This is a genomic window from Corallococcus sp. Z5C101001 (genome assembly GCF_007352635.1).
GTDB classification, from domain to species: Bacteria; Myxococcota; Myxococcia; order Myxococcales; family Myxococcaceae; genus Corallococcus; species Corallococcus silvisoli.
Genome location: NZ_VKLU01000003.1, coordinates 57,843 through 69,436, shown reverse-complemented (window position 1 = coordinate 69,436; position 11,594 = coordinate 57,843). Strand labels below are relative to the sequence as shown.

The 11,594-nt window shown below is 73.0% G+C and carries 9 protein-coding genes; 4 read left to right on the top strand and 5 right to left on the bottom strand.

The features are described 5' to 3' along the window. Positions 1-78 precede the first annotated feature (78 nt). The 3 genes from uvrA (at position 79) to FOF48_RS06490 (ending at position 7,274) form a co-directional block, all read left to right on the top strand. Positions 79-5,382 carry an excinuclease ABC subunit UvrA gene (gene uvrA / locus FOF48_RS06500; RefSeq protein WP_143899299.1) on the top strand — a complete coding sequence of 1,768 codons (5,304 nt, stop codon included), beginning with the start codon at positions 79-81 and terminating at the stop codon, positions 5,380-5,382. Between the two features lie 34 nt (positions 5,383-5,416). Further along, complete coding sequence (locus FOF48_RS06495; RefSeq protein WP_186001809.1) at positions 5,417-5,977, top strand: glutathione peroxidase; 561 nt, start codon at positions 5,417-5,419, stop codon at positions 5,975-5,977. Between the two features lie 151 nt (positions 5,978-6,128). After that, the gene (locus FOF48_RS06490; protein WP_143899298.1) at positions 6,129-7,274 is read left to right on the top strand and encodes a chemotaxis protein; all 1,146 of its coding nucleotides are present in this window, start codon (positions 6,129-6,131) and stop codon (positions 7,272-7,274) included. A 15-nt stretch (positions 7,275-7,289) separates the two neighbouring features. Here FOF48_RS06490 and FOF48_RS06485 read toward each other — a convergent pair whose 3' ends face one another. The 5 genes from FOF48_RS06485 to FOF48_RS06465 form a co-directional block, all read right to left on the bottom strand. Continuing rightward, the gene (locus FOF48_RS06485; RefSeq protein WP_143899297.1) at positions 7,290-7,865 is read right to left on the bottom strand and encodes a DUF4136 domain-containing protein; all 576 of its coding nucleotides are present in this window, start codon (positions 7,863-7,865) and stop codon (positions 7,290-7,292) included. Positions 7,866-7,993: 128 nt separating this feature from the next. Next, positions 7,994-8,482, bottom strand: coding sequence for a hypothetical protein (locus FOF48_RS06480; protein ID WP_235685454.1), 489 nt, complete (start codon positions 8,480-8,482; stop codon positions 7,994-7,996). Between the two features lie 5 nt (positions 8,483-8,487). After that, positions 8,488-9,030 (bottom strand): zf-HC2 domain-containing protein, encoded by a 543-nt coding sequence (locus FOF48_RS06475; RefSeq protein ID WP_143899295.1) that lies wholly within the window; start codon positions 9,028-9,030, stop codon positions 8,488-8,490. Continuing rightward, entirely contained in the window at positions 9,030-9,653 is a 624-nt protein-coding gene (locus FOF48_RS06470; protein WP_255441967.1) for an RNA polymerase sigma factor, read from the bottom strand. Before FOF48_RS06470 ends, FOF48_RS06475 begins: the two co-directional genes overlap by 1 nt. A gap of 106 nt (positions 9,654-9,759) precedes the next feature. Beyond that, positions 9,760-10,236: a peroxiredoxin gene (locus FOF48_RS06465; protein WP_143899294.1), complete on the bottom strand. Its 477-nt coding sequence runs from the start codon at positions 10,234-10,236 to the stop codon at positions 9,760-9,762. A 123-nt stretch (positions 10,237-10,359) separates the two neighbouring features. Between FOF48_RS06465 and FOF48_RS06460 the strand changes: the two genes are divergently transcribed. Continuing rightward, positions 10,360-11,526, top strand: a complete 1,167-nt coding sequence (locus FOF48_RS06460) for a YcaO-like family protein (protein ID WP_143899765.1) — start codon at positions 10,360-10,362, stop codon at positions 11,524-11,526. The last annotated feature ends 68 nt before the right edge of the window (positions 11,527-11,594 follow it).

The window sequence follows — 11,594 nt, the reverse complement described above, 5'->3', positions numbered from 1 at the left end:
ACCCACCCAGGCGACGCGGTGTTGTCCGTCACGTTGTGATTGGCTCGCGAGTGTCCGGTCGTTAAACCTCCGGCCGGCATGCACAAGACCCACCTCGTCGGCGCCCGCACCCACAACCTGAAGGATTTGTCGGTCGACCTCTCGGAGGGAGAGTTCGTCTGCGTCACCGGCGTGTCGGGGGGCGGCAAATCGAGCCTCGCGCTGGACACCCTCTACGCGGAGGGACAGCGCCGCTTCGTGGAGAGCTTCAGCCCGTATGCCCGGCAGTTCCTCGAGCGGCTGGAGCGGCCGCCCATGGACGCGCTGGAGCCGGTGGCGGCGGGCGTGGCGGTGGACCGGCGCGCGCCGGTGAAGAGCTCACGCTCCACGGTGGCGACGCTGGCGGACGTGGAGCCCTATCTGTCCGCGCTCTTCACCCGCGAGGCGATGCCGGTGTGTCCGGACTGCGGCCTGGAGGCGGTGCGCACCGACGCGCGCGTGGCCGCCCAGACCGCTCTGCGCGAGCACCCGGACGCGCCCGCGGTCTTCACCCATCCCGTGCGCATCCCCGACACGGCCGCGTTCCTGGACGCGCGGGCCCGCCTGCTCAAGGACGGCTACCACCGGCTGATGGTGCAGGGCGAGGTGAGGGAGCTGGAGACGCTCAAGCCCGGCGAGGCCACGGACCCCGCGGGCGTGGCGCAGGTGGTGGTGGACCGGGTGAAGCTGTCGGAAGCGAGCCTGTCGCGCGTTACCCAGGCGCTGGAGGACGCGTGGGCGCGGGCGGACGGCGAGGCGATGCTGTTCCTCCCGGAGTCCCCGCCGACGCGGCTGCGCCGGGGGCTCGTGTGCCCGAAGTGCGCGCGGGAGTTCGAACCCGCGCGCCCGGGACTCTTCAGCTACCAGAGCCCAGTGGGCGCGTGCGCGCCGTGCCGTGGCTTCGGGCGCACCATTGGCATCGACTGGGGGAAGGTGATCCCCAACCCGTCGCTGAGCCTGACGGAGGGCGCCATCCGCCCGTGGTCGGGGCAGTCCACCAGCTGGGAACGGGACATGCTCCAGCGCTGGTGCCGGCAGAAGCACATCCCGCTCGACAAGCCGTGGGAGAAGCTGACGGGCGCGCAGCGCGAGTCGGTGCTGGAGGGCTCGGGCGGCTACGACGAGGGCCGCGCCTATCCGGGCGTGCGCGCGTGGTTCAAGTGGATGGAGGGCCGCACGTACAAGATGCACGTCCGCGTGCTGCTGGCGCGCTATCGCGCGTACACCCTCTGCGAGAGCTGTCACGGCGCGCGGCTGAACGCGCAGGCCCGCGCATGGCGCGTGGGAGGTCTGGACCTGCCGGGGTGGCACGGCCTGGAGCTGACGGACGCGCTGACGCGGCTGGAGGCGCTGCGCACGCTCACGGGGCAGGGAGAGCTGGCGCGGCGCGAGCTGTCCGCGCGCCTGCGCTACCTGCAGCGCGTGGGCCTGGGCTACCTCACGTTGGATCGCCCCGCGCGCACGCTGTCCGGCGGCGAGGCGCAGCGCGTGTCGCTCACCGCGGCGCTGGGCACGTCGCTCACGGGCGCGCTCTTCGTGCTGGACGAGCCCACCGTGGGGCTGCACCCGGGGGACGTGCCGCCGCTCACGGAGGCCATCGCGGAGCTGGCGGACCGGGGCAACATCGCGCTGGTCATCGAGCATGATCCGCTGGTCATCCGCTCCGCGCACCGCGTGCTGGAGCTGGGGCCGGGCGCGGGCCGCCAGGGCGGCACGCTGTGCTTCGACGGCACGCCGGAGGGCCTGGCGAAGCGCCAGGACCTGCCCACCGGGCGGATGCTGGCCGGGGGCACGGAAGCCCCTCGCACGCCGCGCACCCGGACCGGTGAAATCGTCATCCGCGAGGCGCGCGAGCACAACCTGAAGGACGTGTCGGTGCGCGTGCCGCTGGGCGTGCTGTGCGCCATCACCGGCCCCAGCGGCTCCGGCAAGAGCACGCTGATGGACGAGGTGCTCTACCGGCACCTGGCTCGCGGGCTGGGCGTCAAGGACGTGGAGGCCCCGGGCGAGGTGGCGGCGGTGGAGGGCGGCGCGCAGGTGGAGGCCATCACCTTCGTGGACCAGTCCCCGCTGGGACGCACGTCGCGCGGCAACGCGGCCACGTACACCAAGGCCTGGGACCGGCTGCGCGAGCGCTTCGCGTCGGAGCCGGACGCGGAGGTCCGCGGCCTGACGTCCGCGCACTTCTCCTTCAACGTGGACAAGGGCCGCTGCGAGGCGTGCTCGGGCGAAGGCTACGAGACGGTGGAGATGCAGTTCCTCGCGGACGTGGCCCTGCTGTGCGCGGTGTGCCGGGGCCGGCGCTTCAAGGAGGAGGTGCTCGCCGTCCGGCACCAGGGCTTCAGCGTGGCGCAGGTGCTGGAGATGACGCTGGACGAGGTGCTCCAGCACTTCGGCGACGACGCGGCGCTCAAGCGCACGCTGGGCCCGGCGCAGCGGCTGGGCCTGGGCTATTTGCCCCTGGGGCAGCCCCTGTCCACGCTGTCCGGCGGCGAGGCGCAGCGGCTGAAGCTGGCGCGCGCGCTGGCGAGCGACGCGAAGGGCACGCTGTTCCTCATCGACGAGCCGAGCGCCGGCCTCCACGCGGAGGACGTCCGCCACGTGATGGCGTCGCTCCATGCGCTGGTGGACCGGGGCGCGAGCGTGCTGGTGGTGGACCATGACGTGTCGGTGATGAAGGGCTCGGATTGGATCATCGACCTGGGACCCAAGGGAGGCCGCGACGGGGGCCGGCTGGTGGCGGAGGGCACGCCCACGCAGGTGGCGAAGGTGAAGGACAGCGCCACCGCCGCCGCGCTCCGGGGCGACGGCAAGCCGCTGGCGCGCGCGGTGAAGCTGCGCAAGCCGGGCAAGGAGGCACCCCCCGCCATCGAGGTGGAGCACGCGCGCGAGCACAACCTGAAGGACGTGTCCTGCCGCATCCCCCTGGGGAAGATGACGGTGGTGACGGGGCCCAGCGGCTCCGGCAAGAGCTCGCTGGTGTTCGACGTCGTGTTCGCGGAAGGGCAGCGCCGCTTCCTGGAGACGCTGACGCCCTACGCGCGGCAGTTCCTGCCCACGCTGCCCCGGCCCGACGTGGAGCGCATCAGCAGCATCCCGCCCACCGTGGCGCTGGAGCAGCGCACCTCCCGGGCGGGCGCCACCAGCACCGTGGCCACCGTCACCGAGGTCGCCCACTACCTGCGGCTGATGTACGCGAAGATCGGCGAGCCGCACTGCCCTCACGATGACACGCCCATCGGCGCCACGACGCCGGCCGCGCTCTACGCGCAGCTCACCGGGATGAAGGGCGACGGGCAGGTGCTGGCGCCCGCGGTGCGGGCTCGCAAGGGCACCTACCTGGATGTCTTCACCGCCGCGGCCCGCGCGGGCATCGCCCAGGCCCTCGTGGACGGCGAGCTTGCGTCCACGGACGACCCGCCGCGCCTGGCGAAGACGAAGGAGCACGACATCGACCTCGTGATGTACGAGGGCCGGCTCGCGAAGCTGCCGCGCGAGGTGTTCGAGTCCTCGCTCAACTGGGGCAAGGGCGCGGTGAAGGTGCGCGCGGGCAAGGTGGAGACGCTGCTGTCCAGCGAGCGCACCTGTCCGAAGTGCGGCACCGCCGTGCCGGAGCTGGATCCGCGCTGGTTCTCCTTCAACACGAAGCAGGGCCGCTGCGAGTCGTGCGAGGGCACCGGCGTGCAAGGCGGCGCCGCCGCGATGGCCGAGGGCGAGACGGCGCCGTGCAGGACGTGTGGAGGCACCCGGCTGGCCCCGGTGCCGCGCGCGGTGCGGCTGGAGGGCGCGCGCTACCACGAGGTGGTGCAGGCGTCGGTGACGGCCACGCTCGCGCGCGTGCGCACCTGGAAGCTCAAGGGCGACCGGGCGCTGCTGGGGGAGACGGCGCGGCAGGAGATGCTGCGCCGGTTGGAGTTCCTGGAGCGCGTGGGCCTGGGCTACCTGTCCCTGGACCGCAACGCCGCCACGCTCTCCGGTGGGGAGATGCAGCGGCTGCGGCTGTCCGCGCAGCTGGGCGCGGGCCTCACCGGCGCGATGTACGTGCTGGACGAGCCCACCATCGGCCTGCACCCGCGCGACACGCACCGGCTGCTCGACAACCTGCGCGCGCTGGTGGACACGGGGTCCACGGTGCTGGTGGTGGAGCACGACTCGGACACCATCCGCGCCGCGGACCACCTGCTGGACCTGGGGCCCACGGGCGGCCGGGGCGGAGGCCACATCCTGGCGGAGGGCTCGCCAGACGTGGTGCTGGAGTCGGATTCGCCCACCGCGCTCGCGCTCCGGGCCGCGCAGGTGCGGCCCCCGTCGGGCCGGGGCGAACCCCAGGCGTGGGTGGAGTTGAAGGGCGCGCGCGCGAACAACCTCCAGCGCGTGGACCTGCGGCTGCCGGTGGGACGGCTCAACGTCGTGTCCGGCGTGTCGGGCTCCGGCAAGAGCACGCTCATCCGGCAGGTGCTGTTCCCGGCGCTGCGCGACCGGCTGGGGCTCGTCACGGCGAAGCCCGGCGCGTTCGACTCGCTCAAGGGCGTGGAGTCCATCAAGCGGGTGCTGTCGGTGGATCAGTCGCCCATCGGCCGCACGCCGCGCTCGGTGCCGGCGACCTTCCTGGGCATCTGGGACGAGCTGCGCCGCGTGTTCGCGGCCACGCCCGAGGCGAAGATCCGCGGCTTCGGGCCCGCGCGCTTCTCCTTCAACACGGCGAGCGGTGGCCGCTGCAAGGTGTGCGAAGGGCAGGGCGCCATCTCCCACGAGATGTCCTTCCTGCCGGACGTCGTCACGCCGTGCGAGGCCTGCAACGGGGCGCGCTTCGACGCCGCCACGCTGGAGGTGCGCTATCACGGGCTCACCGTGGGCGACGTCCTGCGCCTGTCCGCGGACGAGGCGAAGGACGTCTTCCGCGCGCTGCCCAAGGTGGCCGCGCCGCTGGCGTGCCTGGCGGACCTGGGCGTGGGCTACCTGCAACTGGGGCAGGGCTCCAACACGCTGTCCGGCGGCGAGGCGCAGCGGCTGAAGCTGGCCGCGGAGCTGACGGCCACCTCCCGCCACGAGCCCACGCTGTACGTGCTGGATGAGCCCACCACGGGGCTGCACCTGGGCGACGTGGAGAAGCTCATCACCTTCCTGGGCCGGCTGGTGGACCGCGGCGACACGCTGGTGGTCATCGAGCACCACCCGTCGGTCATCGCCGCGGGCGACCACGTGGTGGAGCTGGGGCCGGACGGCGGCGAGGGCGGAGGCCGCATCGTGGGCGAGGGCTCGCCGCGCGAAGTGGCGAAGCTCAAGACGCCCACGGGCCGGGTGCTCAAGACGGTTTTTTCCACCGGGGAACCCAGGACCCGCGCCGCCGCGCGGGGACGGTGAAACGTTGAACGCCTTCCGGCATCCTGCGCCCGCCATGCGAAACCCACTGCTGTTCACCGTCGCGACGGTGCTCTCCCTCTCCACGGCGGCCTCCGCCGCGGACAAGACCGAGAAGAAAGCCATGTCCTTCCACCAGCTCTCCGCCAACCGGCTCGACGGCAAGCCCGAGAAGCTGTCGGACTTCCAGGGCAAGGTCGCCCTCGTGGTGAACACCGCCTCCGAGTGCGGCTACACGCCGCAGTACAAGGGCCTGGAGGCGCTGTACGAGGGCTACAAGGACAAGGGCGTCGTCGTCCTGGGCTTCCCCTCCAATGACTTCGGCGGACAGGAGCCGGGCACCTCCGAGCAGATCGCGAAGTTCTGCGAGCTGCGCTTCAAGGTGACGTTCCCCATGTTCGAGAAGGTGAAGACGAAGGGCGACGGCCAGTCCCCCATCTACGCGTTCCTCGCGAAGGACCACGGCGAGCCCAAGTGGAACTTCCACAAGTACGTGGTGGGCAAGGACGGTCAGGTGAAGGCCGCCTTCCCCAGCAGCGTCACGCCTGACAGCCCGGAGCTGAAGGCCGCCATCGAAAAGGCGCTCGCGGAGAAGTGACGGTGCGCTCCCGGCGCGGGCTCCCCTGTCCCTGACATGGAGCCGCGCTGGGCGCGGGACGGGAGCTCTGCTGTCGCCCCCCCGACGCTGGAGGGCCCCCCAGGGACTGCTCGGCGTCGCGGGGGGGCATGCGCAGCTTGGGTCCCGGCTCATGTCCCCGGTTCCCACCTGCTCCCGCGTCGTGACCGTGGCGTTGCTCGCGGCGCTGTGCGGCGGGTGCGCGTCGGTGAATCCACAGCGCTCGGAGCTGGCCACGCGCGTGGGCCGCTCGGACCTGTCGGTGGCGGTGCTGCGCACCCGCGTGCGCGACCTGGCCCGGCGCTTCTCCGGCCTGCTGGAGGCCATGGCGGATGACCTGGCCGCGCGCTCCGGTTCGCCCCGGGTGGCCGCCTCCATGCTGCGGTTCAAGGCCAACGCCGTGCCCGCGGTGCAGACCTCGCTCTTCCAACCGGACCCCGTGGCGGCGCTCATCGACACCTGGGCGCTGCTGGCCCAGCTTCGAGACACGCTGCCGCGCTACGCGCAGGACGTGTCCCCGGAGCTGCTGTCTCACGCGGATGCCTCGCTGGCGGACCTGGAGTCACAGGTGGAGGCCCAGTGGCGTGAGGTCACCGGGCGCGAGGACGTCTCGCCCGCCCGCGAGCGCGTGCGCACCTGGGCCCGGCAGCATCCGCTGACCGGGCCGCTCGTCACGCGCGAGTCCACCACGGGCCTGCTGGCCTCCGTCACGGAGGTGTCCGGCGGCGGGCTGCTCTCCACGGCGGCGGGGCTGGTGGAGGACACGCGGGACCTCACCGCGCGCGTGGACCTGTACGCGTCCAGCCTGCCCCGTCAGGCCCGCTGGCAGGCGGAGCTGGTCGCGGATGACGCCATGCGCGCCCCCAACATCCAGTCCGCGCTGGCGGAGCTGGGGCGCACGGTGGACCTGCTGGAGCGCGTGGGCGCGGTGGCCGCGAACACGCCCGCGCTCATCGACCGGGAGCGCCGCGCCGTGCTGGACGCGCTGCACGCCGAACGGCTGGGGCTCCAGGACTTCGTCACCGGTGAGCGACAGGCGGTGCTCGCGGACGTGGGCCAGGAGCGGCAGGCGGTGGTGGACGCGCTGCACGCCGAGCGCATCGCCACGCTCCAGCAACTGGACGGGCTGGCGCGGGGGTGGGTGGACCACGCGTTCGACCGGCTGGGTCCGCTGGTGGACCGGGTGTTCCTCTGGCTCACGCTGCTCGGGGTGCTGGTGGGCGCGGGCGCGCTGCTGGGCGGCCTGATGCTGACGCGCGCGTGGCGGCGCGCCCGCTGACCCCGGGGCCTGGGGCTACTTCTGCTTCCCAGGCTTGGGCGGGAAGCGCTCCATCATCTTCTGCACGCCCTCGTTGAGCTTGTTGTTGGTGCCCTGGATGCTCGGGCTGGCGCCGAGGTCCGCCTGGGCGGTGCCGCGCCAGACGAGCGTCTTCGCCTTCGCGTCCACCACGTCGACGATGAGCGTGCCCACGTCGTACTGGCGCACGTACGTCTGGGTCGGTCCGTAGAACGAGCCCCAGAACGGATCCCACGGATAGCCGTAGTAGCTGTCCACCGTGTCCGCGGACAGCTGCTGGGTGATGGCACCCTGCCAGCCGATGAGGAAGTCCGGGTTGTCGCTCTCGTCCACCCGCTTGTAGCCGCGCGACTGGAGGTCGCGGTCCACCGCTCCCTTCACCTGCGCGTCGGTGATGTCGTTGTTGACGCGCGTGTCCTGCGAATGCTGGGGCTGGGACAGCCAGGAGTAGGTGCGGAACGAGTCGATCCGCTGCACCGCCGCGGGGTCGTAGTTGGTACCAACGTCAACGCCCGCGCAGGACGCGAGCCCCAGGCCCACGAGCACGGGAACGACACGGGACAACAGACGCATGATGGCCTCCTGAAGGACGGTGCGCATCCCGGGGAGGGACACGGTCGGCAAGACGACGTTGGGGACGTCCCGAAAGGATGGCCCGGTCACGTCCGCCCGTCCGGCTCCGACTCCAGGGAGGGGCGCCCTCAGTCGTCGTGCGGTCCCTTGCCGCCTCGGGCCTTCATCCACTTCGCGCCTTCGGAGCGCGCGAGGACGACGGCCAGCCGCGCGCGCTTCTGCGGGGGCAGGTCCTTGGCGAGCGCCTGGTACATCTCCCGGTCCAGCACGGTGATGCGCTCCCGCGCGTCGAAGATTCTCTGCGCCGCCGCGTCCACCTGCGCCTGCGCCGCGCTGTCGCCCCGCGACGCCCGCTGGAGGATGCGCGCGGAGTCCCGCACCTGCTCGCGCAGCGGCCGGCGCCGGTCCTCGAACTGGCGCAGCGTCTCATCCATCTTCAGGGCCTGCGCGCTGTCCAGCTCCAGCGTGTCCGCCAGCTCCAGCACCTGCCGCAGGCGCTGCCGCTGTTCGGCCCTCGCCATGCGGTCGGGGTCGCGTGCCCCGGGCTCCTGCGCCGCGGGCTGCGCCAGCGCCATCGTCGGCAGCGCGAGCACGAGCGCCCAGGTCGTCCGCATCATCGTCTTCACAGGGTCTCTCCCAGGTCGAAGTCCGTGTCCGGGTTGGCGTCACCGCCCTCCCACGTCAGGTCTTCATCCATGCTGTATCCCGAGGCGTCATCCTCCAACGGATCCAACCCGGCCCACGCCTCGAACGCGGCCAGCGTCTCCGGATCCACGTCGTCGCCGGCGGCCGCCACCCGCGTGGGGGCCGGCGCCACCGGCCGGGGCGCCTTGAGCCGCTCCAGCGCGGACGGGCCCAGCATCAGCGCCACCACCGCGGCCACCGCGGCGAGCGACCCCATCGCCCGGCGTCCCATCCACCGGCGCGACTGTTCGCGGCGCCACTCCGACAAGGCTCGCGCACCCAGGCCCTCCTGCGCGCGCACCTCGACGGGCGTCTGGGGCGGCAGCGCCACCAGGTCCAGCACCTCGCGGGCGGACGCCACCTCCGCCCGGCATGCCGCGCAGGACTCCAGGTGGGCCTGGAAGCGCGCGGCCTCCTCGCCCTCCAGCGCCCCCGCGGCGTGGAGGCTCGCCTGCTCCTCGTATTCCACGCACGCACCCATCACTGCGTCTCCCCAGAGGTTGCGGCCACGTCGGCCTTCAAGCGTTTCACCGCGTGGTGGAACTGCACCTTCGCGTTGTTCTCCGTGATGCCCAGCGTCTCGGCGATGTCCTTGAACGGCAGCCCGCCGTCCACCCGCAGCGTCAGCACCTCGCGCTGGCGGCGGGGCAGGGCCAGCACCGCCTGACGAACCCGCTGGGCCTGCTGGGTGCGCTCCAGCGACGCATCCGCGCCCTCCCCGGGGTCGGCCGCCAGCTCATCCGCCAGGGCCTCCACCAGCACCGGCCGCCACCGCAGCCCCTGCCGCGCGTGGTTCTTCGCCAGGTTGAGCGCCACCCGCACCAGCCACGAGCGGAAGGGCGCGGGCGTGGCCGGCGTGAAGCGCGCGAACACCCGCCGAGAGGCCTCCAGGGCCCGGAGGAACGCCTGCTGCGTGAGGTCCGCCGCGTCCTCCGCGCTCGTCGTGTAGCGACGCATCAGTGAGAAGATGAGGCCCCGGTGGCGTTCGAAGAGCTGGGCGAACGCCGTCGCGTCCCCCGCGAGGAAGGCCCCGCACAGGGCCTCGTCCGAGAGAGCGCTCAGGGCCCCTCCGGGCCGCACCAGTCCTAGGACCCGTCCGCTCACAGGGGCTCCAACCCTCCAGGGGTTGGAAGGTTATTTTCCGGCCCGCTTTTCGCCCGGGCGGAGTCCGCGAGACGTCCGGAACCGGGCAGGCGGGCGGCCGGGAGCGTCAGGGGGAGGCGCTGTCGGCGCCGGGGAGGGGGTGGGCCTGGAGGTACTTCAGCACGTCGTCCAGGTGCCGGTAGACGCGCACCTCGTGGTGGATGACGTGCTCGACGGTGCCGTCCGCGCCGATGATGAAGGTCACGCGCCGGTCGATGTTGAGGACGGGCCACAGCACGCCCCACGCGCGGCTGATCCTCCGCTCCTCGTCACCCAGGAGGGCGAAGTGGATGCCCTCCTGTTCGGCGAACTCGCACTGGGTGCTGAGCGTGTCCACGGAGACGCCGACCAGCTCCGCGCCCAGCTCGCGGATCCGCTCGTGGTTGTCCCGGAACGCGCGGTTCTCGATGGTGCAGCCCACCGTGAAGGCCCGGGGGAAGAAGAAGAGCACCACGCGCCGGCCTCGCAGCTCCGACAACCGCACGCTCTTTCCGTGGCAGTCGGTCGCGGCGAAGTCAGGGGCGAGGTCTCCGACCGAAATCATGCGGTACACGCTCCTTCCCGACGGCGGGGACCGCCTTCCCCTACCACGTTTTCCCTGCCATCCCATGCCGCGTCGCGCCGGGTGCCCGCTCCCTGGGGAATCTGGCTAAGGTCAGCCATCGTGTTGCCTGCCACGACGGACCCTCTCTCTCCCGCCTTCCTCGAAGCCCTGGCCCGTGCGCTAGGGGTGACCCGGGTCGCGCGTGTCACCGGCCTGGACCGCACGGGCGTGGAGGTCGCCTGCGCGGTGCGTCCGGGTGGGCACGTGCTCCAGGTGTGCAACGGCAAGGGGCTCACCTTCGAGGCGGCGGCCCGGGGCGCGCTCCTCGAGACGGCGGAGCTGTGGGCGGCGGAGACGGTGCGTCCGGAGCGGCTGCGCTGGGGCTCCCAGCAGGAGCTCGAGCGGGCGGGAGGCGACGTGTGGGGCGTGGAGGCCCTGGGGTCGGCGGGGGCGGTGGTGGAGCCCCGGCTCGCGGGCCCGGCGGTGCGGCTGGCGTGGTGCGAGGCGTCCCGGCTGGGCTCGAAGGAGCGCGTCTGGGTGCCGGCGCAGGGGGTGTACTGCCCACCGTCGGGGACCGCGGAGCTGGGGCCGGTGTCGGTGGCGTGGACGACGAACGGCTCCGGCGCGCACCCCGAGCCCGAGCAGGCGCTGCTGCATGCGCTCCTGGAGGCCACGGAGCGCGACCAGCTGTCGCGCGCGTTGCCGGAGGGGTGGTCGGAGGAGGGCGTGGTGGCCCGGATGCTGCGGCCCGAGGACTTGGAGGATGGGGCGCCGCGAACGGCCGCGCTGCGGGAGGCGCTGCGGGCGCGAGGGTTCCAGGTCTACCTCTTCGACGCCACGCCCTCACCCCGGACGCACGGCCGGGTGGGGCTGCCCGTGGCGGCGGCGGTGCTGGTGGACGCGGAGGAGGGGCCCGTGCCGCTGACGGCGGGCTACGCGTGCGCGCTGGACCGGGACGAGGCGTTGCTCAAGGCGCTGCTGGAGGCCGCGCAGTCGCGGCTGACGGACATCCACGGCGCGCGCGAGGACGTGGCCGCGTCGGACCGCGAGGCGGCGCTGGGGTTCGCCCAGGCCCTGGCGGAGGTGCGGCCCCGCCGCCAGGTGGGGGAGATGCCCGACGGGGCGGACCGGAGGGCCCGGAATGGGGCGGCGCGGGTGCGCACGGTGCTGACCCTGTTGGAGGCCGCGGGCTTCACCCGGGCGGCGGGCGTGGCGCTGGACGCGCCGGTGCCCGGGCTGCACGTGTGGAAGGTGGTGGTGCCGGGCATGCGCGTCTCGGAGCTCCTGTGAAGCGGCGGGTGGGTGAGGGCGGCGGGCGTGGCGCTGGACGCGCCGGTGCCCGGGCCGCGCGTGTGGAA

Bases quoted from the DNA above. Each gene is read 5' to 3' on its own strand.
- FOF48_RS06485 (WP_143899297.1), bottom strand. From the start codon at position 7,865: ATGCGTCTGTTGTCCCGTGTCGTTCCCGTGCTCGTGGGCCTGGGGCTC.
- FOF48_RS06490 (WP_143899298.1), top strand. From the start codon at position 6,129: ATGTCCCCGGTTCCCACCTGCTCCCGCGTCGTGACCGTGGCGTTGCTC.
- FOF48_RS06475 (WP_143899295.1), bottom strand. From the start codon at position 9,030: ATGGGTGCGTGCGTGGAATACGAGGAGCAGGCGAGCCTCCACGCCGCG.
- uvrA (WP_143899299.1), top strand. From the start codon at position 79: ATGCACAAGACCCACCTCGTCGGCGCCCGCACCCACAACCTGAAGGAT.
- FOF48_RS06495 (WP_186001809.1), top strand. From the start codon at position 5,417: ATGCGAAACCCACTGCTGTTCACCGTCGCGACGGTGCTCTCCCTCTCC.
- FOF48_RS06465 (WP_143899294.1), bottom strand. From the start codon at position 10,236: ATGATTTCGGTCGGAGACCTCGCCCCTGACTTCGCCGCGACCGACTGC.
- FOF48_RS06480 (WP_235685454.1), bottom strand. From the start codon at position 8,482: ATGATGCGGACGACCTGGGCGCTCGTGCTCGCGCTGCCGACGATGGCG.